The organism is Rhodanobacter sp. Soil_C_14 (assembly GCF_057657335.1).
Genome location: NZ_JBDGIQ010000007.1, coordinates 1 through 25661, shown reverse-complemented (window position 1 = coordinate 25661; position 25661 = coordinate 1). Strand labels below are relative to the sequence as shown.

The 25661-nt window shown below is 67.8% G+C and carries 29 protein-coding genes; 18 read left to right on the top strand and 11 right to left on the bottom strand.

Going from position 1 to position 25661, the window contains the following annotated elements; translation table 11 throughout:
• Nucleotides 1–80: 80 nt before the first annotated feature.
• Entirely contained in the window at nt 81–554 is a 474-nt protein-coding gene (locus AC3A56_RS15425) for a PA2171 family ribosome-binding persister protein (protein ID WP_487770934.1), read from the top strand.
• A 214-nt stretch (nt 555–768) separates the two neighbouring features.
• A complete protein-coding gene (locus AC3A56_RS15420; protein WP_487770933.1) occupies nt 769–1155 on the top strand; it encodes a hypothetical protein in 387 nt (128 codons plus the stop codon).
• Here the strand turns inward: AC3A56_RS15420 and AC3A56_RS15415 are convergent.
• Nucleotides 1152–4280: a PAS domain S-box protein gene (locus AC3A56_RS15415; protein WP_255357987.1), complete on the bottom strand. Its 3129-nt coding sequence runs from the start codon at nt 4278–4280 to the stop codon at nt 1152–1154. The genes AC3A56_RS15420 and AC3A56_RS15415 overlap by 4 nt on opposite strands.
• Nucleotides 4281–4465: 185 nt before the next feature.
• Between AC3A56_RS15415 and AC3A56_RS15410 the strand changes: the two genes are divergently transcribed.
• The 5 genes from AC3A56_RS15410 (at nt 4466) to AC3A56_RS15390 (ending at nt 8252) form a co-directional block, all read left to right on the top strand.
• On the top strand, nt 4466–5242 hold the full coding sequence (locus AC3A56_RS15410) for a DUF72 domain-containing protein (RefSeq protein ID WP_056715546.1): 777 nt from the start codon (nt 4466–4468) through the stop codon (nt 5240–5242).
• A gap of 102 nt (nt 5243–5344) precedes the next feature.
• Nucleotides 5345–6085: a DNA-formamidopyrimidine glycosylase family protein gene (locus AC3A56_RS15405; RefSeq protein ID WP_056715549.1), complete on the top strand. Its 741-nt coding sequence runs from the start codon at nt 5345–5347 to the stop codon at nt 6083–6085.
• Nucleotides 6086–6088: 3 nt separating this feature from the next.
• On the top strand, nt 6089–7051 hold the full coding sequence (locus AC3A56_RS15400) for a cation diffusion facilitator family transporter (protein ID WP_487770932.1): 963 nt from the start codon (nt 6089–6091) through the stop codon (nt 7049–7051).
• A 108-nt stretch (nt 7052–7159) separates the two neighbouring features.
• Nucleotides 7160–7639, top strand: coding sequence for a DUF421 domain-containing protein (locus tag AC3A56_RS15395; RefSeq protein WP_056715552.1), 480 nt, complete (start codon nt 7160–7162; stop codon nt 7637–7639).
• A 25-nt stretch (nt 7640–7664) separates the two neighbouring features.
• Nucleotides 7665–8252 carry an alpha-ketoglutarate-dependent dioxygenase AlkB gene (locus AC3A56_RS15390; RefSeq protein WP_487770931.1) on the top strand — a complete coding sequence of 196 codons (588 nt, stop codon included), beginning with the start codon at nt 7665–7667 and terminating at the stop codon, nt 8250–8252.
• Nucleotides 8253–8276: 24 nt separating this feature from the next.
• Here AC3A56_RS15390 and AC3A56_RS15385 read toward each other — a convergent pair whose 3' ends face one another.
• Together AC3A56_RS15385 and AC3A56_RS15380 are read right to left on the bottom strand one after the other, a co-directional pair.
• Complete coding sequence (locus tag AC3A56_RS15385) at nt 8277–8489, bottom strand: hypothetical protein (protein WP_056766846.1); 213 nt, start codon at nt 8487–8489, stop codon at nt 8277–8279.
• 80 nt (nt 8490–8569) lie between these two features.
• A complete protein-coding gene (locus AC3A56_RS15380; protein WP_487770930.1) occupies nt 8570–8758 on the bottom strand; it encodes a hypothetical protein in 189 nt (62 codons plus the stop codon).
• A 148-nt stretch (nt 8759–8906) separates the two neighbouring features.
• On the opposite strand from AC3A56_RS15380, the gene AC3A56_RS15375 reads away from it, so the two are divergent.
• The 5 genes from AC3A56_RS15375 to AC3A56_RS15355 all read left to right on the top strand — a co-directional run bounded on the left by AC3A56_RS15375 (nt 8907) and on the right by AC3A56_RS15355 (nt 11943).
• The gene (locus tag AC3A56_RS15375; protein ID WP_056715608.1) at nt 8907–9095 is read left to right on the top strand and encodes a hypothetical protein; all 189 of its coding nucleotides are present in this window, start codon (nt 8907–8909) and stop codon (nt 9093–9095) included.
• A gap of 86 nt (nt 9096–9181) precedes the next feature.
• Nucleotides 9182–10564, top strand: a complete 1383-nt coding sequence (locus AC3A56_RS15370; protein ID WP_487770929.1) for a cation:proton antiporter — start codon at nt 9182–9184, stop codon at nt 10562–10564.
• A 204-nt stretch (nt 10565–10768) separates the two neighbouring features.
• Nucleotides 10769–10900 (top strand): hypothetical protein, encoded by a 132-nt coding sequence (locus AC3A56_RS15365; RefSeq protein WP_487770928.1) that lies wholly within the window; start codon nt 10769–10771, stop codon nt 10898–10900.
• Between the two features lie 176 nt (nt 10901–11076).
• On the top strand, nt 11077–11745 hold the full coding sequence (locus AC3A56_RS15360; RefSeq protein WP_487770927.1) for a DUF4142 domain-containing protein: 669 nt from the start codon (nt 11077–11079) through the stop codon (nt 11743–11745).
• Entirely contained in the window at nt 11746–11943 is a 198-nt protein-coding gene (locus tag AC3A56_RS15355) for a hypothetical protein (protein ID WP_487770926.1), read from the top strand.
• On the opposite strand, the gene AC3A56_RS15350 is transcribed toward AC3A56_RS15355, so the two are convergent.
• Nucleotides 11925–12551, bottom strand: coding sequence for a GIY-YIG nuclease family protein (locus AC3A56_RS15350; RefSeq protein ID WP_487770925.1), 627 nt, complete (start codon nt 12549–12551; stop codon nt 11925–11927). The genes AC3A56_RS15355 and AC3A56_RS15350 overlap by 19 nt on opposite strands.
• Before the next feature lie 86 nt (nt 12552–12637).
• Between AC3A56_RS15350 and AC3A56_RS15345 the strand changes: the two genes are divergently transcribed.
• On the top strand, nt 12638–13270 hold the full coding sequence (locus AC3A56_RS15345) for a flavodoxin family protein (protein ID WP_487770924.1): 633 nt from the start codon (nt 12638–12640) through the stop codon (nt 13268–13270).
• 31 nt (nt 13271–13301) lie between these two features.
• Here the strand turns inward: AC3A56_RS15345 and AC3A56_RS15340 are convergent, their stop codons facing one another.
• On the bottom strand, nt 13302–13535 hold the full coding sequence (locus AC3A56_RS15340; protein WP_056715573.1) for a hypothetical protein: 234 nt from the start codon (nt 13533–13535) through the stop codon (nt 13302–13304).
• A 126-nt stretch (nt 13536–13661) separates the two neighbouring features.
• Entirely contained in the window at nt 13662–14618 is a 957-nt protein-coding gene (gene ku / locus AC3A56_RS15335) for a non-homologous end joining protein Ku (protein WP_056715577.1), read from the bottom strand.
• A gap of 208 nt (nt 14619–14826) precedes the next feature.
• On the opposite strand from ku, the gene AC3A56_RS15330 reads away from it, so the two are divergent.
• Both AC3A56_RS15330 and ligD read left to right on the top strand, forming a co-directional pair.
• A complete protein-coding gene (locus AC3A56_RS15330; RefSeq protein ID WP_487770923.1) occupies nt 14827–15834 on the top strand; it encodes an SDR family oxidoreductase in 1008 nt (335 codons plus the stop codon).
• A gap of 12 nt (nt 15835–15846) precedes the next feature.
• Entirely contained in the window at nt 15847–18390 is a 2544-nt protein-coding gene (ligD, locus tag AC3A56_RS15325) for a DNA ligase D (RefSeq protein ID WP_487770922.1), read from the top strand.
• Nucleotides 18391–18411: 21 nt separating this feature from the next.
• Here ligD and AC3A56_RS15320 read toward each other — a convergent pair whose 3' ends face one another.
• The gene (locus AC3A56_RS15320; protein ID WP_487770921.1) at nt 18412–18960 is read right to left on the bottom strand and encodes a type 1 glutamine amidotransferase domain-containing protein; all 549 of its coding nucleotides are present in this window, start codon (nt 18958–18960) and stop codon (nt 18412–18414) included.
• A 260-nt stretch (nt 18961–19220) separates the two neighbouring features.
• Between AC3A56_RS15320 and AC3A56_RS15315 the strand changes: the two genes are divergently transcribed.
• On the top strand, nt 19221–19844 hold the full coding sequence (locus tag AC3A56_RS15315) for a UdgX family uracil-DNA binding protein (RefSeq protein WP_487770920.1): 624 nt from the start codon (nt 19221–19223) through the stop codon (nt 19842–19844).
• Complete coding sequence (locus AC3A56_RS15310) at nt 19841–19981, top strand: hypothetical protein (RefSeq protein ID WP_204109532.1); 141 nt, start codon at nt 19841–19843, stop codon at nt 19979–19981. The genes AC3A56_RS15315 and AC3A56_RS15310 overlap by 4 nt, the downstream gene beginning before the upstream one ends.
• A 58-nt stretch (nt 19982–20039) precedes the next feature.
• Here AC3A56_RS15310 and AC3A56_RS15305 read toward each other — a convergent pair whose 3' ends face one another.
• From AC3A56_RS15305 to AC3A56_RS15290, 4 genes are all read right to left on the bottom strand, one after another.
• The gene (locus AC3A56_RS15305) at nt 20040–21101 is read right to left on the bottom strand and encodes a DNA topoisomerase IB (RefSeq protein ID WP_487770919.1); all 1062 of its coding nucleotides are present in this window, start codon (nt 21099–21101) and stop codon (nt 20040–20042) included.
• A gap of 107 nt (nt 21102–21208) precedes the next feature.
• Nucleotides 21209–21739, bottom strand: coding sequence for a single-stranded DNA-binding protein (gene ssb, locus AC3A56_RS15300; protein WP_487770918.1), 531 nt, complete (start codon nt 21737–21739; stop codon nt 21209–21211).
• A 162-nt stretch (nt 21740–21901) separates the two neighbouring features.
• Nucleotides 21902–22885: a DedA family protein/thiosulfate sulfurtransferase GlpE gene (locus AC3A56_RS15295; RefSeq protein ID WP_487770917.1), complete on the bottom strand. Its 984-nt coding sequence runs from the start codon at nt 22883–22885 to the stop codon at nt 21902–21904.
• Nucleotides 22886–22992: 107 nt separating this feature from the next.
• Nucleotides 22993–24195, bottom strand: a complete 1203-nt coding sequence (locus tag AC3A56_RS15290) for an MFS transporter (RefSeq protein WP_487770916.1) — start codon at nt 24193–24195, stop codon at nt 22993–22995.
• A 131-nt stretch (nt 24196–24326) separates the two neighbouring features.
• Here AC3A56_RS15290 and AC3A56_RS15285 point away from each other — a divergent pair, with 131 nt between their 5' ends.
• Nucleotides 24327–25328, top strand: coding sequence for a polyprenyl synthetase family protein (locus AC3A56_RS15285; protein WP_487770915.1), 1002 nt, complete (start codon nt 24327–24329; stop codon nt 25326–25328).
• Nucleotides 25329–25661 lie beyond the last annotated feature (333 nt).

Sequence of the window (25661 nt, the reverse complement as noted above, 5' to 3'; positions counted from 1 at the left end):
TGACGCCGTCTGCGCAAACCTTGCACGACCCATTCACCGGTGGGTGGGCATTGTCGGTTTTCCCCCAACCGGAGCTCCCCATGGACGCGATCACCCTGCTCAAGAACGACCACGATGCGGTGGAAAAGCTGCTCGACGAACTGGCGCAAAGCACACCCCGCGGCGTCAAGAAGCGCACCGAACTGCTGGAGAAGATCCGGGTGGAGCTGAAGGCCCACACCACCATCGAGGAAGAGATCTTCTACCCCGCGTTCAAGGCCCGCGGCGACCAGTCCGATGATGACAAGATGTACTTCGAGGCGCTGGAGGAACACCGGGCCGCCGGTGACCTGGTGCTGCCCGATCTGCTGGCCACGCCCGTGGGCAACGAGAAGTTCTCCGGACGCGCCAAGGTGCTCAAGGAGCTGGTGACCCACCACGCGGACGAGGAAGAGAAGGAGATGTTCCCCCGCGCGAAGAAGTTGCTCGACAAGGCGACCCTGGCTTCGCTCGGCGAAACGATGGCGATGCGCAAGGCCGAACTGGTCAAGCAGTTGAAGTCGGATCGGGGATGAACCCTTCCCACCGCGTCTGATGGATCGCGTGGTGCCGTCGATGGCCTTCAGCACCGTTCGTCCGCTTTCCCCTGGCTACCCGACGACCCGATGACCGCGCCGATGACCGCAGCGGCGCGAACCCATCGCGCAATTCCGCCCGGCATGATCAGCATTCCGTTTTCCTCGGGAAGGCTTACACTCGTCAGGAAATGCACGAGCGCTGGGGCCGGGGATGATGTCGTTCGAAAAAGGAAAGCGGATCCTCGTGGTCGAGGACGATCCCGTCGTTGCCATGGTGGTGGAAGACAGCTTGCGCGACATGGGGTTGGAGGTGTTCGTCGACCTCTCGCTCATCGACGCGCTGGGCGACATCGAGAGCACCGACTTCGATGCGGCGCTGCTCGACGTGGGGGTTGCGTGGCGAGACCGCGCATCCGGTGATGCTCGCGCTGCAGCAGCGGAGCGTGCCATTCATGGTGATGTCGGGCGGCGACCTGCAGGCACTGGCGGTGGAGTTCCCCGGCGTCCGGATGATGTCGAAGCCGCTGGACATGAAGTCGCTGTGCACGGCCGTGCAGGATCTGCTGGCCTGATCCGCTGGGTGGCCGTCGGCGTTTAGCTGACTGACGGCCCATGCGATTCAGAGCAGACCCCTGTCCGGGAATCCCCCAGCATCCTGCGCAGCCGGCTGGCCAGCGCCTCGACGGTGAACGGCTTGGTGATCAGCTCCATCCCCGCGGCAAACCCTTCGGATGCCGAGGCGTCGGACGCGTAGCCGGTCATCAGCAGGACTTTGAGGTCGGGCCGCAGGGCCCGCGACGCATCGGCCAGGGCCCGACCGTTCATGCCGGGCAGGCCGATGTCGGAAATCAGCAGGTGGACGTCTTCGCAGGACCTCAGCGCGGCCAGCCCTGCTTCGCCGTCGGCGGCCTCCAGCACCATGTAGCCCAGTTGATGCAGCACCTCGACCACCACGTGGCGCACCACTTCTTCATCCTCCACCACCAGCACGATCTCGCCATGGCCGGGCGTGGCCGGCGCGTGCCGTGTCGCCGGTGAGGTTTCCTGCCCGGCCTCGTCCAGGTGATACGGCAGATACAGCACCACGGTGCTGCCCTGGCCCGGCGTACTGCGGATGTCGCAGTAGCCGTTTGACTGCCGCGCAAACCCGTACACCATCGACAGGCCCAGTCCCGTACCCTGGCCCACCGCCTTGGTGGTGAAGAAGGGCTCGAACGCGCGGTCGATCACCTCGGGACTCATGCCGGCGCCGGTGTCGACGACCTCGATGCAGATGTAGCGGTCGCTGTTCACTTCGTGCCACTGGCGCGTCTTGACGTCATCGACGGTCACGTTGCGCGAGCGGATGATCAGCCGGCCACCCTCGGGCATCGCGTCGCGGGCATTGATCGACAGGTTCAGTACGGCGCTTTCGAGCTGGTTGGGGTCGCACAGCGTCGGCCAGAGGTCGGGCGCCAGATCGAATTCCAGGCCGATCTGTTCACCCAGAGTGCGTTGCAGCAGGTCGGCCATCGACAGCATCAGCGGATTGGCCTGTACGGGTCGCGGGTCCAGTGGCTGGCGGCGCGAAAAGGCCAGCAGCCGATGGGTCATTGCCGCCGCGCGGTTGGCCGAGTTCAACGCGCCATCGACGAAACGCGTCACCTCGCCCGTCCTGCCCGCATCCACCCGCAGCTGGATCAGGTCGAGCGAACCGATGATCCCCTGCAGAAGATTGTTGAAGTCGTGGGCAAGCCCGCCGGTCAGCTGGCCCACCGCCTCCATCTTCTGCGCCTGGCGCAGTTGCGCCTCGATCAGCACCTTCTCGCTGAGGTCGCGGATGAAGATGTTGGTGCGGTAGCCCTGGTGCAGGGACAGCGAGCTGACGCTGATCTCCACCGGAATCCTGCGACCATCACGACTGACCATCTCGATCGGCCGCACGGCCGCGCCCGAGGCACCCCGCGCGGACGGCGAGCGCAGGCTGTCCTCGAAACGCTGGCGGTCCGGCTCCGCCACCACCAGGGCGGACAGCGGCTGGCCGATGGCCTGTTCCCGCTGCCAGCCGAACAGGCTTTCCGCGCGCGGATTCCAGCGGACGATCAGGCCGCCCTCGTCCAGTTGCGCGAAGCCGTCGAGCGCGGTGTCGATCACGCCGCGAGCCAGGTATTCGCTTTCCACCAGCGCCGTCTCGGCCTGCATCCGCTCGGTGACGTCGCGGGTGATCTTGGCAAAACCGATCAGCCTGCCGCCGTCGTGGATCGGATCGACCACCACGTTGGCCCAGAAGCGGCTGCCATCCTTGCGCACGCGCCACCCTTCCGCGTTGTAGCGTCCTTCGCGGCGGGCGGTCTCCAGGGCGGCCGCCGGCATGCCCCTGGCACAATCCTCGGGCGTGTAGAAGCGGGAGAAATGCGTGCCGATGACCTCCTCGGCGGTGTATCCCTTGATGCGTTCGGCGCCGGCGTTCCAGTTGGTGATCACGCCCTGCGGATCGAGCATGTAGATCGCGTAGTCGATCACGCTGCCCACCAGCAGGGCGAAATTGCGCTCGCTGCGATGCAGGTTCATCGACGTCGTTTCCGCCACCCGGATGCGTTCGGACACGCGCTGTTCCAGCCGGGCGTTGCGCCCCTGCAGGGCTTGCTCGGCTTCCTTTTGTCCGGTGACGTCGAGCAGCATGTTCACGCCGCCGCTGAGGCTGCCGTCGTCATCGAACAGCGGCGTGGGGTAAGTCGCCAGCGTGAGCCGGCTGCCATCGGACCGTTCGGCCACCACCATCTCGCCGTGCAACGGCCGTGCCTCGCGGAGCGCGATGGCCATCGGATACTGCTCTTGAGGCAGCGGCGTGCCGTCCAGTCCGGAAAGCTTCCACGAGGCCGCCCAGTTCTCGCCCAGCGAGGGGCGCCATCCGGCGAGATCGATCGCCGCCTCGTTGAAGAAGGTGAGCCTGCCTGCGGCATCGGTGGTGTAGACCGCCACCGGCAGGGCCTGCAGCACCTGGCCGGAAAACTGCTCGCGCTTGCGGATCGTCCGGCTCAGCTGCTCCTGCCCGGAGACGTCGACAGTGAAGCAGCGCGAGTGGACGAACTGGCCATCGGCAAAGCGGCCGCTGGAGCTGATCTGCACGTGCCGCACGCGACCGTCCGCACCCACCAGCCGGGCCGGATACCGGTCCACCGATTCACCCGCGCGAACCCGTTCGAGCAGCCGGGCCAGGTGGTCGCCGTCGGCATCGAACTCGCCCAGCTTGTGGCCCACGTATTCGTCGCGCCGGTAGCCAAGCAGGTCCAGTTCCGTCCGGTTCGCGCGCAGTATCGTGCCGTCCGCCGCGACCAGGCGCAGCCCCACCGCGCCGTTCTCGAAAAGGTCCTCCGCATCGTCGCTGGCGCGAGCCAGCTGGAAGCACTTCAGCAGAACGCCGGAAGGAAGCTCGCCGCCCATCACGGCCGACACGCTGAGCGAAGCGCGCAGTCGCTCGCCGGCGGCGGCTTCCAGCACGATGTCGATGTCATCCGCAGCATCGCTGGCCTGTGCTGCATGCGGCGATGCCCCGGCCGCGGTCCACAACGCGTGGTCGCTGCCGCCGATCCGCAGGGCATCACCCCACAGCCGGGCGGCCTTCGCATTGCAGGCAAGCACCACGCCGCTGCCATCGCACAGATAGGCAGGCATCGGCATCGCCTCCAGCAATGCCTGGAAAGATCCGGTGAAATCCCCGCCCGCGGCAACCGTCCCAGCCATTCGGATAACCCCATGCCCATGTTTCATGCTTGTCGATCCGATTCGAAGACTCACCCACGGCGTGGTGTCGCCGGGTCGCGCGAGGCATTCACGACCCTCTCACGCGGCGTCTTCAATCTTCGATCTTCAACTATAACGCCCGCCCTTCGCGCCCCGCCAAGCATGCTGCCGTGACTGTTCACACGATGTGTCGACCCGAGCTGTTGATCGGCTGCGCCGGCTGGTCGATCCCTGCCGCCCACGCCGATCGCTTCCCCGCGGGAAGCAGCCATCTCGAACGCTATGCGCAGCGCTTCAACTGCGTGGAGATCAATTCGTCGTTCTATCGCCCGCATCGACCGGCCACATGGCGTCGCTGGGCGGCCAGCGTGCCGCGGGATTTCCGTTTCGCGGTGAAGATGCCCCGCACCATCAGCCATGAAGCCCGCCTGCGCCACGCCGAACCGGCATTGCGGGATTTTCTGGCTCAGGTCGATGAGCTCGGCGTGAAGCTGGGTTGCCTGCTGCTGCAATTGCCGCCAAGCCTCGTCTACAAGCCGCTGGAGGTGCTGCCGTTCCTCGATCAGCTGAGGCGCCTGCACGCAGGCCCGGTGGCCTGCGAGCCGCGGCATCCGTCGTGGTTCCATCCTGCCGTGAGCCGCGCCTTGCGCGAACGCGGCGTCGCGCGGGTGGCCGCCGATCCCGCCCGGCACCCTCGCGCTGCCGTGCCGGCGGGCGATCGCCGTCTGCAGTATTTCCGTCTGCACGGCTCGCCGCGGATCTATTACGACGCGTATTCCGAAGCGGCCCTGCGCCGGATCGAGCGCCGCCTGCGACGCCCCGACCCGGAGCCTGCCCGGCACTGGTGCATCTTCGACAACACGGCACTGGGTCACGCGGTAGCCAACGCGCTGGAGCTGAGGTCGCGACTGGGCGATGCCACGGACGTGAGCACGTCCGCGCGTGTACCGGACGTGCGATAGAAGAAAGCCACAGGAAGTGGTTTTCTTCACAGGCTCCGGGCGCTTCACCTTTCCTGCTCGTTGCCCGTTGCACGATGGCCATCCTCATGTGCGGAAGCATCGATGCCGGAAGGTCCTTCCATCGTCATCCTGCGCGAACAGTCAGCCGCGTTCGCCGGGCGCACCATCCGGCGCGCCACCGGCAACGCGAAGATCGACCTGCAGCGCCTGCCCGGTCGCCGGGTGCTGGCCTTGCGCAGCTTCGGCAAGCAGTTCCTCGTCGAGCTGTCCGGCGAGCTGAACGTGCGCGTCCACCTGCTGATGTTCGGCAGCTACCGCATCGACGAAGAACGGGACATCGCGCCGCGACTCGGCCTGGGTTTCGACGAGGGTGAGCTGAACTTCTACAACTGCTCGGTGCGTCTGCTGGAGGGCAGGCTCGACGAGTTGTACGACTGGCGCGGTGACGTGATGTCGGAGCACTGGGACCCGAAACTGGCCAGGGCGAAGCTGCGCGCCATGCCGCACACCCTGGTGTGCGACGCCCTGCTCGACCAGACCGTGTTCGCCGGCGTCGGCAACATCATCAAGAACGAGGTGCTGTTCCGCATCCGCGTCCACCCGCTTTCCACCATCGGCGCGCTGTCGCCGTACAAGCTGGCCCAGCTGGTGGAGCAGGCCCGCGTCTACGCGTTCGAATTCCTGGCCTGGAAAAAGGCCTTCGTGCTGGCCAGGCACTGGCTGGTGCACAACCGCGGGCGTTGCCCGCGCCACGACATTCCGCTGCAGCGCGCGTACCTGGGCAAGACCCATCGGCGCAGCTTCTTCTGCCTGCGCTGCCAGAAGCTGTACACGGACGACTGACCGGTGCCCGCGTCCGGCTCGCACAAGGTGGTCCTTGTCGCCCTGGGCGGCAACCTGATGATCGCGATCGCCAAGTTCGTGGCTGCCGGAATCACCGGCAGCTCGGCGATGCTCAGCGAAGGCGTGCATTCGCTGGTCGACACGGTCAACGAATTGCTGCTCCTCTACGGCTTGCGCCGCGCGGCGCGGCCAGCGGATCGCACCCACCCGTTCGGCTATGGCAGGGAGCTGTATTTCTGGAGTTTCATCGTGGCCCTGCTGGTGCTGGCGATGGGCGCGGGCGTGTCGTTCTACGAGGGCGTGATGCACATCCGCCAGCCCGAACCGGTCGCACGGCCGTTGATGAATTACCTGGTGCTGGCGGTGTCGTTCGTGTTCGAAGGCAGCTCGTGGTGGGTGGCGCTGCGCGAGTTCCGCGCGCGCAAGGGCAGGCTGGGTTATTTCGAGGCGTTCCGCCTCAGCAAGGACCCCGCCACGTTCACCGTGCTGCTGGAGGACAGCGCGGCCTTGCTGGGTCTGCTGGTGGCGCTGGCCGGGCTGGTCAGCGCGCAACTGCTCGCCCAGCCCGTGCTGGATGGCGTCGCCTCGATCGGCATTGCCGCCGTGCTGTCGCTGTCGGCGCTGCTGCTGGCCCGCGAGACCAAGGGACTGCTGATCGGCGAACCCGCCCATCCGGTGGTGGGCGAGGCGATTCTCGCCATCGCGGCGGGCGACGCCGGCGTGCGTTGCGCCAACGGCGTGCTGACCGTGCAGATGGGGCCGAGCCAGGTGGTCGCCACGCTGAGCGCCGAGTTCGAGGATGCGCTGACCACGCCGCAGATCGAGGCCTGCATCAACCGCATCGAGAAGCAGGCCAAGCAGGCCCACCCGGAAATCGTCTCGCTGTTCATCAAGCCGCAGACCGCCGAAACCTGGCGCGCGCGGCGCCACATGATCGAGGCCGAAGGCCGGCACCGGGTCCCGTGAAGCAGCACCACGCCGATAGCGCCGACGCACGCCTTGCCGTTTCTTCACGCTGTCTGGCGCCATCGCGGCGGTAGCCTCGTGCACCCGTGGCCTGCAGGAGTCGGTTCGATGAATTCGCTGATGCACTTGTCCATGCCATGGTGGCATTTCGCGCTGCGTGGCGCGGCGGTCTATCTCATCCTGCTGTGCCTGCTGCGCCTGGCCGGCAAGCGCTCGTTCGGCGAGATGTCGGCTTTCGACGTGGTAGTGCTGATCCTCGTCGGCGGAACGATGCGCACTTCCATCATCGGTTCGGATACCTCCTTCCTCGGCGGCATCATCGCGGTGGCCAGCATCCTGGCGGTCGATCGCGGCCTGGCCTGGATCTGCACGCGCAGCGCCCCGCTCAATCGCCTGGTCGAAGGCTGGCCGTCCATCCTTGCCCGCAACGGCCAGCGCAGCCCGGAAGCCCTGCGCCGCTGCAATTTGCCCGAAGCGGCGTTCGAACGGGCACTGCATGCTGCGGGGCTGGAGAACGAAGCCACCGTCATCACCGCGCGACTCGAACCCAATGGGCGGATCACCCTGATCCGCGAGCACCAGTCGTGATCACCGGAATAGCGAGCACGCCGCCATGGCGCAACTGAGCCTGTTCGACCGTGGCCCGCAACGGCTGCTGGACGACGCCAGCGGTCGCATCGTGCTCACCCCGGAGCTGGTGGATGGGGAGACTGCGGGGCGCTGGTTCGAGCAACTGCAGACCGGCGTGCAGTGGAAGGGCGGGACGCGACTGATGTACGAGCGCGAGGTGGACGTACCGCGCCTGCGAGCCCATTTCCGGCTGAACGATCCCGCACTGCCCAAGGCGCTGCAGGAGGCTCGCGACGTGACGACCGCCGCGGTCGGCGCGCCGTTCGACAGCGTGGGACTCAACCTCTATCGCGATGAACGCGACAGCGTCGCGCCGCACAACGACAAGCTGGCCGACCTGATGCGCGGCGAGCCGATCGCCCTGCTCTCGCTGGGCGCCACGCGCCGCCTGACCGTGCGGGCCAGGCAGCCGCCGCGCCGGGTGCTGCACATCGACCTGGAAGCCGGCAGCCTGCTGGTGATGAGCTGGGACACCCAACTGCACTATGACCACGCGATTCCCAAGCAGCGCACGCCGGTGGGTCCGCGCATCAGCCTGGCTTTCCGCGTGCGCGGCGAGCACCTCGCGTGAGGCGCCATCCGCCAGCGCCCGCGTCTAGCGTTCTCCTTGCTTCGCGCGTTCGCCTTGCTTCGCGGCTGGTTGCTTCGTGGCCGGGCGCCGCCGCGGGATGCGGCGCGAGGCGTCCGGGTCCGCTGCGTCGGGCAGGTGTTTCTGCCATTCGAGCGGCTCGGGAATCGGTGGATGACGGCCGTCCAGCACCGGCGGCACCGAGGACGGCGAATGGCTGCATGTGGGGTCGGCTTTCATGTCGATACTCCGCGTGGCAAGGTTTCGAAACCATCGATGCGCGGCCGCGGCGGAACAGCGCCCGGAGCGCGGGGACCGGATCACGCACGGGTGGGCGGTTGCGGCGGATCGGCCGGTGGATCAGGCGGCGGCACTTCGGGCTCGGCCGGGGCCTGGGGCGAGGGTTCGCTGGGATCGGGATAGGTGGGCGGCGGCGGATCGGGCGGCCGGTACTCGGGATCGCCTGGTGTGTTGGCGGCCACGGCTGCGGCTGGACGGTATGGATGCATGACCGGTCTCCCGTGCGAGGTGCTGCCGATCCTCGCCTCTTGCGCGCCCAGCCCGCGTGATATTCATGCAATGCCTTCGTGAGTGCCGTCGCCCGGGCCGGCCTCGCGGCTGGATCGAAACTCGGGCATCCGCCACGAGGACTCGCCGATGACTCCGCTGAACAAACTGCTGCGACGCGAACTGGCGATCGACGATCGCCGTTACACGCTGAGCATCGATCCCGCCGGGCTGAAGCTGGTGGAAAAGGGACACCGCAAGGGCGTGACGCTCGCCTGGAAGGATCTGCTCAACGGGGACGCCGCGCTCGCGGCGGCGCTGAAGGCGTCGCTGTCGTAGCGGCGGCTTGCTCTTCGCGCCCGCGTTTGCCGCGAATTTCATGGCGGGGAAGACATGCTCGTGCAGCACCCTCGAACGGCCGCTCCATGAACCTGCTTGGCTGGACCGCATCCATCGGATTCCTCCTGTTGCTGATGTCGCTGGCGTCGGGCTGGATCAGGCATCTGCCGGTGACCACCTTCAGCCTGTACCTCGCCGCCGGCATCGTGGCCGGCCCCTGGTGCCTGAAGCTGCTGGACATCGAGCTCACCGCGCACGCGCACGGCATCGCCCGGCTGACCGAGATCGCGCTGGTGGTGTCGTTGTTCATGACCGGGCTGAAGCTGCGCCTGGGCTTTTCCGATCCATCCTGGCGCACCGCCGCGCGACTGGCCTTGCCCGCGATGGTGCTGACCGTGGCAGGCGTAGGCGTGGTGGCGCACTGGCTGTTCGCGCTGCCGTGGCCACTGGCCATGCTGACTGGCGCGATCCTCGCGCCCACCGATCCGGTGCTGGCCAGCATGGTCGCGGTGGACGACGCCAGCGATCGCGATCGCCTGCGCCTCGCGCTGTCCGGAGAGGCCGGCCTGAACGACGGCACCGCCCTGCCCTTCGTGGTGCTGGCCTTGCTGTTGCTGGGCGGCCATGGCTCGGCCAGCGCGCTGGGAAAATGGCTGGGTCAGGACTTCGCCTGGCCGCTGGCCGGTGGCCTGGGCATCGGTTTCGCGCTGGGCTGGCTCATCGGCTGGATCGGCGTACGGATGAAGACCGCCAGCGCGGACGTCACGCCGAACGATGTTCTGGCGCTGGCCCTGATGGCGCTTTCGTATGCCGCGGCCACGGCGCTGTCGGCCTCGGGTTTCCTGGCCGCCTTCGCCGCGGGACTCGGCCTGCGCCATGTGGAGCTGCACGTGGTCAGGCGCCATCCGCATCCGGACCTGGGCAAGGACGACGGTCGCGGGACGGCAATCCATCCGCCAGCCGAAGTGCTCATCGATCCCCGCAGCCGCAATCCGGAGCAGGCACGCAAGCCGGTGGCGTCGATGGGCATGGTGCTCTCGGACGCGCTGTCCTTCGGCGATACGCTCGAGCGCCTGATCGCCGCCGCGCTGGTCTTCCTGCTCGGCGCCGCGTTCGCCAACCACTGGCACCCGGCCGCCACGCTGCTGGCGCTGCTGCTGTTTGCCGTGGTGCGACCGCTGGCGATCTGGCTGGCAACGATCGGTTCGCAGATCCCCCGTTCGCGACGCCTGCTGATCGGATGGATCGGCATCCGTGGCATCGGCAGCCTGAACTACCTGGCCTACGCCGCCACACATGGCCTGAGTCCGGCAGCGACATCGGTGGTGGCGGAATTCGTGATCACCACGGTGGTGCTGAGCATCGTCCTGCATGGCATCACCACGCCGCCGCTGATGGCGTGGCGGCAAGCCGGCATGCATGGGCGTTGCGCATCGACGTCTTCCGTGAACATCTCGCGCGAGTCCTGAACGCGGGTGTTTCATCCACGTTCCGGCGACGCTTTGATTGCGATGCAATCTTCATGCGGGCTTGACAATCAGGGGTCAGCTCCATGCTCGCCAGCCGGGTTCTTCTGGTCGAAGACGACGCCGACATTCGCGAGCTCGCTGTGCTGTTGCTGGATCACGCCGCCTGCGAGGTGATCGTGGCGGCAGCCGGACGTCGGCGTCCTGATGAGCGACATGCACCTGGGTCGCGGCCAGATGGAAACTTCGTTCATCCGCACGCTGCGCGACGATGGCCTGCGCAGGTCCATCGTGCCCACCTCGGCCAACAGTGAGCCTTCGCCGAAGCGCGCGAGCTGAACGCGACATCCTGCCCAAGCCCTGCGGTCGACAGACTCTGCTGTCGGTGGTCGCCATGGCCAGCGCCAGTGGTATTCGAGGCTCCGCCCGTCATCGTCATTGCACGCAGGCATCACGCCCGCTTCCCGTGGCAAGCGGTTTCATCAACGCTCCCCATGCAAACGAGGAAGCCCATCATGTTGATGCGACCCTTCATGCGAGCGGCGGCTGGCCTGCTGCTGTGCGGCCTTGCCTTCGCCGCCTGCGCACAGTCCGGCCGCGACAAGACCCCACTGGTTGCCAACGCCGCGGACAGCAAGTTCATGACAAGCGCCGCCAGCGATGGCATGGCCGAAGTCGCGATGGGGCAGCTTGCGCTGGAAAAGTCCTCCCAGGCCAGCGTGAAACAGCTGGCCCAACGCATCGTGGACGACCACACCATGGCCAATGACAAGCTACGGGCGTTGGCGCAGGCCAAACAGGTCGCCCTGCCCGCGGCGCCGGGCGACGAGGCGCAACAATCGGCCAGCGCCACGAAGGCGCTCGACGCGAAGAAGTTCGACAAGGCATGGGCCGCGACGATGGTCAAGGATCATCAGAAAGCCGTTGCGCTGTTCACCGCCGAAGCCCGGCGAACGCAGGACCCCGAGGTGCGCGCGTTTGCCCAGGCCACCCTGCCCACGCTGAAGACGCACCTGGAGCTGGCGCGTCAGCTGCAGGATCAGCTGGACATGCCTGCCGCACGGGACGATGCGATGAGACACCGCGCCGCCATGGACGCCAGCTTCGACCACACTCGCCCGGCTGGCGCCACCACGGCCGCCACGCCCGCGGCGGCCGGCTCGACATCAACCGGGAGCCACTGAATGAACACGACCGACAAGCAGCGTTGCGCCCATCCCGCCTGCACCTGTGCGATTCCCGCCGGTGACGCCTATTGCAGCGAACACTGCCGCAAGCGGGTGGAATCGCCCACCTCCGACCAGTCCTCGGGCTGCCAATGCGGCCACGCCGAATGCCGGGGCAACCAGGCGACGCCGTCGGCTCAGCGCGAGCCGAAGTAGTCGGCGCTGCGATACCAGTCCAGCACTTCGACGGGCACCAACACGGACAGATCCATGCCGAGCGCCGCGCAGGTGTCCAGCGTATCGCGCAGCGCAGCGGCGCCGCGGCTGCTGCCCGCCATGGCCGGCGCGTTGAAGTATTCGTACTCCAGCGCATCGAGCATGCGCGCGGACCAGCCGAACAGCGCTTCGGCGCGTTCGTCCAGGCGCGCCCGCAGCCACGTGGCCAGCGGCGCGTGCAAGGTGTAGCCCTGCTCGTCGCGCAGCCGGTGCGCCAGCGCCTCGGCTTCGGGCGCGATGCCGCGAAACCATTCGGTATGCCCCGCCGCGGCCTGGCGCACCACCAGCGGCGCCGGCGCCCGCTGTTCGGCGAACGTGGTGATGAACAGGCGCTCGACCTGGCGGGCCTCGCGCAGGCGTTCGGTGTCGATCAGCAGGCCGCGATCCAGGTCGAAGAACTCGAAGAAGCGCCGATGCAGGGTGCGGAAGCGCTCCAGCGGATCGCGCGAGTAGCCGACCTTGAGGATGTCCTCGTGGCGGCACGGCAGCACGTAGACGAAGGTGCGTCCGCGGCTGACATGACGGGTGGGAGGCGCTTCATCTTCCAAGGGATGTCCTGCTCGCGCGTTCATCGGAGCGTGACAACGCCCGCCCTAGTCTCGGTCGTCATCCCCCAGGCTGCAAGGCAACGATCATGGAAAAACGCGGCGAATCCGCAGCGTCCGGACTCAGCGCATTCGGCATGAACTGCACGCTCAAGCGCGGTCCGAAAACCTCCTCGACCCAGAAAATCCTCGACCAGGTCCTGCAGGGCCTGCACTCGTTCGGCGTCGACATATCCGATACCCGCGTCGTCGATCACGACGTCAAGCCGGGCGTGAAAACCGACGAAGGCGACGGCGACGCGTGGCCTGCACTGCGCCGCAAGGTGCTGGATGCCAACATCCTGGTGCTCGCCACGCCGATCTGGATGGGCCAGCCTTCCAGCGTGGCCAAGCGCGTGCTGGAACGGATGGACGCGTTCCTTGGCGAAATCGATGAACAGGGGCGCTATCCCACCTTCGGCCGCGTCGCGGTGGTCGCCGTGGTGGGCAACGAGGACGGCGCGCATCACGTGACCGCAGAGCTCTACCAGGCGCTGGCCGACGTGGGCTTCACGATCCCCGGGGGCAGCTCCGCCTACTGGGTCGGCGAGGCGATGGGCAGCGTCAACTACGTCGATCTCGAGAAGACGCCGCCGAAACTCGCCGACACGATCCGCACGCTGGCCTGCAATGCCGCGCATCTGGCGGGCTTGTTGAAGCAACATCCCTACCCGGCACCGTGACGGCTTTGGCGCGCGGCAGCGGCGGCGTTGCTCAGGTGGCATCCGACGGGGAATGACCCGTGTTGGCGTGACCCGTATAAGCGGCCATGTCTGCGTCCCTGCCCGCTTTCACGGGCGGGTCTTTCGGCCGGTCCGGGGGCGTGAGCTCCTGTCCGTCATCGCCTTCCCTGCGCTGCCGCCCCGTGAGCTGGTCCGCCCCGCCCAGGGTATCCCTGCTGTTGCCGGTGTCCGCAGCGCCGGCCTGCGGCAGATTCGTGTTGCCCATGGTGTTTCTCCGTGCGACTGAAAACCAGGGCAAACAGTATGGCGCTCCCGTCGTTGCCGAAGCGTGCATGTCGAGGGTGCATCTGCCGGATGGATCGACGCGTCGTCGGCATGCCCGCACGAACGCTCAACCTGCCTTGCGGGTTGCCGCGCGCTTTTTGGCAGGCGTTTTTTTAGCGGCGGACTTCTTCCCTGCCGTCGACTTGCCCGCCGGCTTGTCCGTGCTCTTGCCGCGGGCGGTTTTGCCGGCGGATTTCGCCGCGGTCTTCTTCGCGGGCGTGCGCTTGTTGCTTGCCAGGCTCTTCTGCAGCAGCGACATGAAGTCGACCACGTTGGTGGTGGCGTTCTCCGGCATGTCGGCTTCGTCTTCCGATTCGGTGGTCACCACACCCTTCGACTTCATCCGCTTCTCGATCACCTTGCGCAGGCGGTCGCGGAATTCGTCGCGGTACTCGGCCGGATTCCACTCGTCGCTCATCGATTCGATCAGCTGTTCGGCCATCTGGATCTCCCTGGGCGAGATCCGGTATTGCGACGCGGCGCCTTCGGGAATCTTGTAATCCTCCGCGTCGACCAGCTCCTGCGGATAGCGCAGCAGCATCAGCACCAGCGCATTGCCGCGCGGCATCACCGCGGAAAGATATTCGCGGGTGCGGATCACCACCCGCGCGATGCCGATGCGGCCGGTGCGCTTGAGCACTTCGCGCAGCAGCACGTAGCCCTTCTCCGCCTTCTTGCCGGGCACCAGGAAGTACGGCTTCTCGAAATACTCGGGGCCGATCGAATCGGCCTCGACGAAGGCCTTCACGTCGACCACCTCGCGTCCGTCGGCGGCGGCGGACTTGATGTCCTCCGGCTCCAGCACGACGTAGCTTCCCTTGGCGTATTCGAAGGCCTTGACGATCTCCTTCCACGGCACCTCTTCGCCGGTTTCGGCATTGACGCGCTCGTAGCGCACCGGCGTGTTGCTGCGGCTGTCCAGCATGCGGAAATGCAGGTCGACGCTGCGCTCGCCGGACATCAGCGACACGGGGACGTTGAGCAGGCCGAACGAAAGGGTTCCGGTCCAGATGGGACGTGCCATGCGGGCGCTCTCCGGCGAGGGTTGGTTGGACCAGAACGCCGGCGCGTCGCGTTCCCACGCCGACGGCGGCACAACCTGGCGTTGAGCGCGGACTATCGCGGGGCGCGCGTGGACGCGCTGTCAAATGCGCCCTGACCCTTGCTTCACCTGTGGCGTACGCCGTAGCCGCTAGCGTGGTTTCCGTCCCCACGCAACGGAGTACCGAACCATGGCAGCAACCACGCGCACCGCCAAGGCGGCCAGGGCGACGGTGGAGCGCCAGCGCGCGATCCAGGCCGCGACCGATCGCGACGACCAGCGCAAGAAGGCGTCCAGAGGTCCGGCGTCGAAGAAGTCGGCTCCGCAAAAGCCGACGGCCACAACGAAGAAGCCGGCAAACCCGCTGCCGCGGCAGCACCAGAAAAAGCCCGGCAGCGAGCAGGACCTCGACCCGCGCCCCCAGTTCATGGCGCCCAACTACGCCGGCTCGGGCAAGCTGGCCGGCATGTCCGCCCTGATCACCGGCGGCGACTCCGGCATCGGGCGGGCGGTGGCGGTGCTGTTCGCCCGCGAAGGCGCTGACGTGGCCATCGTCTACCTGAGCGAGCATGCCGATGCCGAGGAAACCCGCGACTATGTCGAGGGCGAAGGCCAGCGCTGCCTGCTGATTCCGGGCGACGTCAGGGACCCGGCGTTCTGCCGTAAGGCGGTGGCGAAGACGGTGAAGGCGTTCGGCAAGCTGTCCGTGCTGGTCAACAACGCCGCCTTCCAGGAACATGCCGATTCGATCGAGGACATCACCGACGCGCATTTCGACGAGACCCTGCGCACCAATCTGTACGGCTATTTCCAGATGGCCAGGGCCGCCTCGCCGCACCTGGGCAGCGGCTGCTCGATCATCAACACCGGCTCGGAGACCGGGCTGTTCGGCAATGACAAGCTGCTCGACTATTCGATGACCAAGGGCGGCATCCATGCGTTCACCAGGGCGCTGGCCTCGAACATGGTGTCGCGCGGCATCCGGGTGAACGCCGTCGCGCCCGGCCCGGTGTGGACGCCGCTGAATCCCGCCGACCAGCCCGCCGAACGCGTGCGCGAGTTCGGCAAGTCCAGCGCGATGGGTCGCCCCGCACAACCGGAGGAACTCGCCCCCGCCTACGTCTTTCTCGCCGCGCCCTCGTGCGCCAGCTACATCTCCGGCGCGGTGCTGCCGGTGATGGGCGGACCGACCAGCTGATCCGGAGCGATCATGGGCAACCTGCGGGATTACCAGCGCAAGCGTGACTTTTCGAAGACGCGCGAACCGGCCGACAACGCAGCGGGCAAGGCCAACGGCCGGGCCATCTTCGTGGTGCAACTGCATCACGCCAGCCGCCGCCATTTCGATTTCCGCCTGCAGGTCGGCGATACGCTGAAGAGCTGGGCGGTGCCCAAGGGTCCGAGCTACGACCCCGAGGTGAAACGCCTGGCGGTGGAGGTGGAGGATCACCCGATTTCCTACGCGGGTTTCGAGGGCGACATCGAACACGGCTACGGCAAGGGCCACGTCGACCAGTTCGATCTGGGCGTGTGGACCACCGAGGGCGACGCCGAGGCGCAGTTGCTGAAGGGTCACCTGCGCTTCGAGCTGTTCGGCAAGCGGCTCAAGGGTGGCTGGCACCTGGTGCGCAGCGGGCGCAAGGAGCGCCAGCCCGCGTGGTTCCTGATCAAGGCGAAAGACGCGTTCGCCGGCGACGTGGAAGCGGACGACCTGCTCGATGCGAAGATGACCCGCAGCACCCGTGCCGCCTCGAAAACGCCGGCCACCCGGGCAGCCGCGAAGAAGTCCACCGCGCGCAGGAAGGCCGTGCCGAAAGGAAAGAAGGTGCCGCGACTGCGCCTGGCCAGGGCCGCCGCCGCGCTGGACGGCGCGCGACCGGCTACGCCCGGCGCGGAATCCTTCAAGCCCGAGCTGGCGCGCCTGCGCGAGTTTCCGCCCGAGGGCGAGCACTGGCTGCACGAGGTGAAGTGGGACGGCTACCGCATCCTTGCCGCGATCGCCGACGGCGAGGTGAAGCTGTGGTCGCGCAATGCGCTGGCGTGGAACGATCGCCTGCCCGACATCGTGCAGGCGCTGGAATCACTGGGGCTGCAATCCGCCCGGCTCGACGGCGAACTGATCGCGCTCGATCCGCGCGGGCACAGCGACTTCAACGGCCTGCAGGCGACGCTGTCCGGCGAGGCGCAGTTGCCGCTGGTCTACATGCTGTTCGACCTGCCCTACCTCGAAGGCAGCGACCTGTCGCGGGTAAGCCTGCTGGAGCGCAAGGAGCTGCTGCAGCAGCTGCTGGCCCACGCACCGAAACACCTGGCCTTCAGCAGCCATGCGATCGGTGACGGCGAAGGCGCGTTCCGGATGGCCACCGAGCAGCAGCTGGAAGGGATCATCTCCAAGCGCGTGGATTCAGCTTACCGGCCCGGCCGCGGCGACGACTGGCTGAAGATCAAGCGGCTGGAAAGCGACGAGTTCGCGGTGGTCGGCTACACGCCGCCCAAGGGCAGCCGCAGCGGTTTCGGCTCGCTGCTGCTGGCCAGGCCCGACCCGTCGGTGAAGGACGGCTGGGTGTACGTGGGCCGCGTGGGCACCGGCTTCAGCGACGAACAACTGCGGCAACTGGGCAAGACGCTTGCCGACAAGGGCAGCAGGAAGCCCACCGTGAAACTCGCCGCGATCGACCCGTTGCTGCGCGACGCGCACTGGGTCGAGCCGAAGGCCGTGGCCGAGGTGTATTACCGCGGCATCGGCAACAAGAACCTGTTGCGCCAACCGAGCCTGAAAACCATGCGTACCGACAAGACCGCCGCCGACCTGACCGACTCCGACCGCACCGCTTCCGCGCCCGCCGCCAGGACGTCCACTCGTCGCAAGCGCGCCAGGGCCGCCGACATCACCATCACCCACCCCGATCGCGTGGTGTATCCCGAGGACGGCATCACCAAGCAGGAAGTGGCCGACTACTACGCCAGCGTGATGACATGGTTCCTGCCCGGCGTGGTGGATCGGCCCACCTCGGTGATCCGTTGCCCGGAAGGCACCGAGAAAGCCTGCTTCTTCCAGAAGCACATGATCCAGGGACTGAAGCACGTGGGCAGCGCGAAGCTGAAGGAAGAGTCCGGCGCCCAGGCCACCTACATCTATCCGCGTGATGCCGATTCGGTGATCGAACTGGTGCAGTTCGGCGCGCTGGAATTCCATCCCTGGGGCGCGACCATCGCGCAGCCGGACAAGGCCGACCGCGTGGTGTTCGATCTCGACCCCGGCGAGGACGTGGCCTGGGATCGCGTGGTGGCCGCCGCGCGGCTGGTGCACAAGCTGCTGGCGCAACTGGGGCTGGAATCGTTCCTGCGCACCACCGGCGGCAAGGGCCTGCACGTGGTGGTGCCGCTCAACCCCGGTTGTCCATGGCCGCAGGCAAAGGGCTTCGCCCAGGCCTTCGCCAGCTCGCTGGCGCAGGCCCATCCGCTGGAGTTCATCGCCACCGCCAGCAAGGCGCGGCGGGGCGGCCTGATCTACATCGACTACCTGCGCAACAGCCGCGGCGCCACCAGCGTGGCCTCGTACTCGCTGCGCGCGCGAACCGGCGCGCCGGTGGCGATGCCGCTGCGCTGGAACGAACTGGGCAAGCTGAAAAGCGGCCATGACTTCGACATCCACTCCACGCCGAAACGGCTGGCGCGCCTGCGCAGCGATCCGTGGGAAGGCATCGACGAGCTGCGGCAGAACCTCGACGAGGTGATGGACAAGCTCGGCTGAATCCCGCCTTCGGCCATGGCCTTAGGCGGTGGCGCCCAGCGCGTCGATGATGGCGTCGGCGAAGGCCGGAATGTCACCGGGCTTGCGGCTGGTGATCAGCTGGCCATCGCGCACGACTTCGCTGTCCTGCCAGTGCGCGCCGGCATTTTCCAGATCCTTGCGCAGCGAAGGCCACGAGGTGACCTGGCGGTTCCTGACCAGGCCGGCGTCGATCAGCGTCCACGGCCCATGGCAGATCGCCGCCACCGGCTTGCCCGCGTCGTCGAAGGCCTTGATCAGGGCGATGGCGGCCGGTTCCAGCCGCAGCTTGTCCGGGTTCATCACGCCGCCGGGCAGCACGATGGCGTCGTACGGTTCGGGCGTGGCGTCTTTCAGCGCCACGTCCACGGCCACCTGCTCGCCCCAGTCGCCCTTGCTCCAGCCCTTGATCCGGCTGGCGCCGCCGGGCGCGATCACGTCGGTCTGCGCGCCGGCCTGTTCCAGCAGGCGCTTCGGCTCGGTCAGTTCGGACTGCTCGAAGCCGTCGGTGGCGAGGATGGCGATGCGGCGACCGGTGAGATTGAAAGACATGACGTGCTCCATGATCGAAAGCCGCAGCATGTTCGACGGGCCGTACAGTCGACGTCGCCTTGCCGTGAGCAGCACGTGACCGGTGCAGGCGCCGAGCGCGTTGACAGCCCATGCACCGGTGGCCTGCGATGGTGCGGACGCGCCGCGGCGACCGTGGCGCGGAAGCTTCGCATCCCCAACCTGCACGGGCACAGCGACATGTCGATCTCACTGCCGATGCGGTTCCGCTCGTGATTGCGCTGGCAAAACCCGTCGGGCACGTGCCCACGGGCCGCCTGGCGACCTTGCGCCGCAAGGCGGCGGATTGCCGCGACTGTCCGTTGTGGCGCCATGCCACGCAGACCGTGTTCGGCCAGGAGCCGGCCCGCGCGCCAGCCATGCTGATCGGCGAACAGCCCGGCGCACAGGAGGACCTGGCCGGCGCACCGTTCGTGGGGCCGGCAGGGCAACTGCTCGACCGGGCGATGGCCGAGGCGGGGCTCGATCGCCGGGCGCTCTATCTCACCAACACCGTCAAGCATTTCAAGTACGAGCTGCGCGGCAAGGCGCGCCTGCACAAGCGCGCGAACGCCGCCGAGCAGGCCGCATGTCGCCAATGGCTGGCGGCGGAACTGGACCGGGTGCAGCCGCGCCTGGTCGTGGGCCTGGGCGCGATGGCGGCGCAGACGCTGTTCGGCAATGCGTTCCGCATCAGCACGCAGCGGGGGCAATGGCGCGACCTGGCCTCGCCGGTGCGCGGACTGGCCACCTGGCATCCGTCGGCGGTGCTGCGGATGCCGCGCGAGGAGCGCCGCCACGCGGCCTACCTCGAGCTGGTCGCCGACCTGCACCAGCTGGCGCTGGCCCTGGCCGCGCTGGCCCGGCAAACCGGAGCGACGCGATGAACCGCCGGCGAGTGGCCTTGCGGGTGTTGCTGCTGGGCCTGATCGCGGTGCTGGCCGCCGGGTTCTACCTGGCCATCACCCACCAGGAGGCGCGTCCGGACGATCGTTCGCCGACGAGCGCCAGCCCGCAGCCCTGAGCCGCCAACGGCGCGGCATCAACGCGTCGACCGTGTGAGCCCCTGCTGGAAGCCGAAGCTAACCGGCACGCAGGAAACGCAGCACCCGCTGCTCCAGCTGGCGCGGATGCGCCGCGACGGCCGGCGGAATCGCCCGCTGCAGGCTGCCGTCCAGCCACCCTTCCAGTACGCGCGGATGGATGTAGGAACCGCGGCACACGGCCGGCGTATTGCCCAGGATCGCCGCGACTTCGGCGACCGCTTTCGCCAGTGCGCTGCGGCGCGCCTGCTCGCCACCCTTGCGCGGCAGCGGCGTGCCGGCGAGGATGCGCGCCGCGTGCACGGTGCCGCCCCAGGTGCGGAAATCCTTGGCGCTGAATTCATGCTCCTGGCCATTGCTGCAGGCCGCATGGAGGTAGTCGTTGACCATCCCCGAATCCACCGGCTGGTGCCGGCCATCGTCATCGATGTACTGGAACAGTCGCTGCCCGGGCAGTTGCTGCACGCGGCGCACGATCCGCACCAGTCGTCGGTCGCCCAGCTCCACCTCGCGCTCCTGCCCGCTCTTGCCCCGGAACGCGAAGCGCAGCCGCCCGCGCTGCGCGCGCACGTGGCGCGTGCGCAAGGTGGTGAGCCCGTAGCTGCGGTTGTCGCGGGTGTAGCAGTCGTTGCCGATGCGGATCAGGGTATCGTCGAGCAGGCGCACCAGCAGGGCCAGCAGCTTGTCGCGAGGCAGGCCGTCCAGGGCCAGATCCCGCCGCACGCGCCGGCGCAACGCGGGCAGCACCTTGCCGAAGGCCATGATCCGGTCGAACTTGCCCAGGTCGCGGTACTCGCGCCAGCGCGGGTGATAGCGATACTGCTTGCGCCCGCGGGCGTCGTAGCCGGTGGCCTGCAGGTGGCCGCGCGGATGGCTGCAGATCCACACGCGGGTATACGCCGGCGGTATCGCCAGCGCGCGGATGCGCGCCAGCTCGTCGCGATCCGTCACCGGACGGCCATCCGCATCGCGGTAACTGAAACCCTTGCCCCGCCGTCGCCGGCTCAGGCCCGGCTGCGCATCGCTGACATGGACCAGACCCATCGCACGCGTTTCGATTCGCGGGTCGGGAGCGTTCGCATGCGCAGGATCTTTGGCCATTCGCGCCGAGTATGCGCAGGCCGGGTCAACGACAGGTGAGCCGCGCCGCGCAAAGAAAAAGCCCATGCAGTGCATGGGCTTTCCGGCTTGCCGCAGGGTGGCGCGGATCAGAACGGAATTTCGTCGTCCGCAAAGCCGCTGTCGGCCGGAGCCGGCGCCTGCCGGGACTGGTTGCCGTAGTTGTCGCCGCCGCGCGACTGCGACTGGCCGCCACCGTAGTTGCCGCCGCCCTGGCGCTGGCCGCCGCCGCTCTGCGGACGCTCGCGCTGGTAGCCACCGCCACCACCGCCGCCGCCACCTTCGTTGCTGCCCAGCATCTGCATCTCGCTGGCGATGATGTCGGTGAAGTATTTCTCGACGCCATCCTTGCCGGTGAACTTGTCGGTGCGGATCGAGCCTTCGATGTAGACCTGGCGACCCTTCTTCAGGTACTCGGCGGCGATTTCGCCGAGGCGGCCGAAGATCTTGATCCGGTGCCACTCGGTGCGTTCCTGCTTCTCGCCGGACTGCTTGTCGGTCCAGGACTCGGAGGTGGCTAGGCTGAAGCTGCAGATGCTGGTACCGCTGCCGGTGCTGCGCAGTTCCGGGTCCGAGCCCAGGTTGCCGACCAGAATGACCTTGTTGATGCCACGTGCCATGGGTGTGTCCTCGGTTGAGCCGGCCGCAAATTTTTCGATGGGTTGCGGGCGGAGTGATGAAACTGGCTGGCCATGATACCTGCGCCGCGGGACGAATCCACCGCCCCGGCCCGGAAATCCGTACGCCAGCGCCGGGGCGGGCTGTCTGCCCCGGGCGGAGGTTCAGGCCGGCAGATCGGCCGTCTGCGGGTCAGCCATCCCGGACGGCGGCGGCAGCCGCTCGATGCCGTAGCCGGCCGCGTCCCAGGCCTCCAGCCCGCCCAGCAGCGGACGTACCCGCCGGTAGCCCTGGCCGATCAGCACCTTGGCCACGCGGGCGGCGGAGACCTCGTTGGGGCAATTGCAGTAGACCACCAGCTCGTGGTCGAACGGGATGTCGTTCACGCTGCGGTCGATGCCGTGCTCGTCCAGCAGCAGGGCGCCGGGCAGCATCCGGGTATCGAGCAGGCGCGAGCCCGGCGCCCGCACGTCCAGCACCACCGGCGCCCGGGCAGACTGCATCGCCTGATGCAGTTCGTCCACCGAGATGCGCGCCATGCGCAGCGTGCGCAGCAACTGCCGGCGCTGCCACCAGCGCGCCAGCACGTACAGCGCCAGCAGCACCAGCATCGCCTCCAGCGCCAGCGTGCCGGCGTTGGCGATCGCGGCCAGCAGGTCGTCGATCTGGGCCGCGAACGCATAGCCCAGCCCGATCGCCACCGCGGCCCAAAGCGCCGAGCCGACGCCGTCGAACAGCAGGAACCTGGAAAGCGGCAGGCCCATCGCACCGGTCAGCGGCGGCGCCACCGTGGCCAGCCCGGGAACGAACTTGGCGATCAGCAGGATCTGCCCGCGCCAGCGCTGGAAGTGCAGCTCGGAGCGCTCCACGCAGGAATCGGGCGACAGCGAAATGCGGCACAGCAGGCGCATCACGCCGCCGCCGTAACGCCGCCCCGCGGCAAACCACACCGCGTCGCTGAGCAGCGCGGCGGCCACCGCGACCGACAACACCGCAGCCACGCTCATCTGCCCGCCGGCCACCAGCGCACCGGCCACCACCAGGGTCGGCACCGCCGGCAGCGGCGCGCCCAGTTGGGTCACCAGCACATTGAGGAACACCAGCAGCACGCCGTATTGCGCCATCAGCGCGATGATTTCATGAGCCATCGGAGCGGTACTCCATGCAGCGAAGTCGCCGTGGCAACATCATTGGGCCGCCGATCCGCCATTGCAAACCCGGCGCGGGCCGAACGCCGGCGGTGCCGGGATGGGCGCTACGCGGGTTGGGCTTCGCCTGCGGCCTGGCGGCCCATCCGGCGCGCGCCGGCGATCACCAGCGGCAGCCACAGCACGGTAAACGCCGCGGCGCAGACGAACACGCCATCCGGCCCGAGCCGGCCCAGTGCCATGCCGCCCAGGGTGCCGCCCACGAAGGCGCCGATGAACTGGCTGGTCGAGTACGCGCCCATCGCGGCGCCGCGCAAATGCTCCGGCGCCAGCCGCGAGACCAGGCTGGGCAGCGCGGCCTCCAGCAGGTTGAAGGCGGAGAAGAACACCGCGGCGGCCACGCCGAACGCGGCCAGGTGGCTGCCCGAGAACGCGAAACCCAGCAGGGCCAGCCCGATCGCCACCACGCAGACCATCACGATGCGCAGGCTCTGCGCCACCTCGCGCATGTGGTGCAGGCTCGCGCCCATCACGAAGGCCGCCACCGTCATCACCGGCAGGTACAGCTCCCAGTGCCGGCTCACCGGCAGGTGCAAGGTGTTCGCCAGCAGCAGCGGCAGGCCCACGAAGCTGGCGGTCAGCAGCGCGTGCAGGAAGAACACCGAGCCGTTCAGCACCAGCATGCGGCCATCGCGCAGCATCGCCAGCACGGCGCCGAAGCCCGCCGCGGCGGGTGCCCGCGCACGTTCCGGCGTGGGCACGATCAGCCACAGCAGGATCAGCGACAACAGGGCCAGGATCGAAGTGGCGCCGAACAGGCCAGGCAGCCCGGCGATCGCCTCCAGCGGCGGGCCCAGGATCAGCGCCAGCAGGAAGGCCAGCCCGATCGACACGCCGATGATGCCCATCGCCTTGCCGCGGTTCTCCTCGGCGGTGAGGTCGGCCACCAGCGCGATGCCGGCGCCCGCCACCGCACCCATGCCCTGCACCGCGCGACCGATCACGATGCCGGTGAGCGTGTGCGACATCGCCGCGATCAGCCCGCCGATGGCGAACAGGATCAGGCCCAGGGTGATCGCCGGCTTGCGTCCGATGCGGTCGGACAGCAGCCCCAGCGGGATCTGCAGCAGCACCTGGCCGATGCCGTAGACGCCCAGCGCCAGGCCGATCATGAAGCCGGTGGAGCCGGGCATCGTCTTCGCGTACAGCGAGAACACCGGCATGATCAGGAACAGCCCGAACAGGCGCAGGCTGATCACGCAGGCCAGGGTCAGCGCGCTGCGCAATTCGGGACGCGAGAGTTTGCTCACCGGAAGTCGGACATCGAGAAAGTCATGTCCGGCATTATAAGGGGAGGCCTTGTCACCCGTTTGCGGCGACATGTCGCGGCGCAGGTTCCTGCAGCCCGTATAATCGCGGTCTACGCCGCTGTGATGCCTCCATGAATTCGATGCCCGCCGACGCTCCCCGACCCGCCGACTTCGCCCAGGTGCGCGACCTCGCCGCCGCCGACATGCAGCGGGTCGACGCGTTGATCCGCCAGCGGCTGTCCTCCGACGTGGTGCTGATCAACCAGATCGCCGACCACATCATCGCCTCCGGCGGCAAGCGGCTGCGCCCGATGCTGCACGTGCTGGCCGCCGGCGCTGCCGGCTACCGCGGCGAGCACCACACCAAGCTCGCCGCGATCATCGAGTTCATCCACACCTCCACCCTGCTGCACGACGACGTGGTCGACGAATCCGACCTGCGCCGCGGCCGCAAGACCGCCAACGCGCTGTGGGGCAACGCCGCCAGCGTGCTGGTCGGCGACTTCCTGTACTCGCGCTCGTTCCAGCTGATGGTGGAACTGGACGACATGCGCATCATGCGCATCCTTGCCGACACCACCAACACCATCGCCGAAGGCGAAGTGCTGCAGTTGCTCAACATCGGCAACGCCGACGTCAGCGAGGCGGCGTATCTCGCCGTGATCGAACGCAAGACCGCCGTGCTGTTCGCCGCCGCCACCGAACTGGGCGGCATCCTCGGCGGCCTGCCGGAAAACCAGATCGCCGCGCTGCGCCGCTACGGCATGGAACTGGGCTACGCCTTCCAGATCGCCGACGACCTGCTCGACTACACCAGCGACGCCGGCACCCTGGGCAAGAACATCGGCGACGACCTCGCCGAAGGCAAGCCGACCCTGCCGCTGATCTACGCACTGGAGAAAGCCAGCCCGGAACAGGCGCAATCGCTGCGCCACGCGATCGAACACGGCGGCCTCGATTCGCTGGACCGCATCATCGCCGCCATCGGCGAATCGGGTGCGCTGGAGCGCACCCGCGAGCGCGCCCTGCAGCATGCCGATGCCGCGCGCGACGCGCTGGCCATCCTCGCGCCTTCGGCGCACCGCGACGCGCTGGCCACCCTGGCCGACTACTCGGTGCAGCGCACGTTCTGAGTCGCCATCGGGGCGCTGCGCGTTTGCACGATGCCTGTTCGTGCGGACGCACATTTGCGCGTCCACATGTCTGTCCGCACATCTGTGGGAACCCATATCCATACTCCCCACTCCGGCGAAGGTCGGCATCGTGCTTGCTGTTGGGGTGACGCTTTTGCCTGCCCTTGTGCATCAGAGCAAAAGCTTTCGTCCTCCTTCGGAGGGCGAGTTACTTCTCTTTTGCTTGTCCAAAAGAGAAGTAACCAAGAGAAAACGACACCCCGCTTGGCGCTTGTTGGGCATCCTGCCCAACAAGTCCGTGAGCCGGGGCCGGGCTTTTCGAGCGGGCTCCTG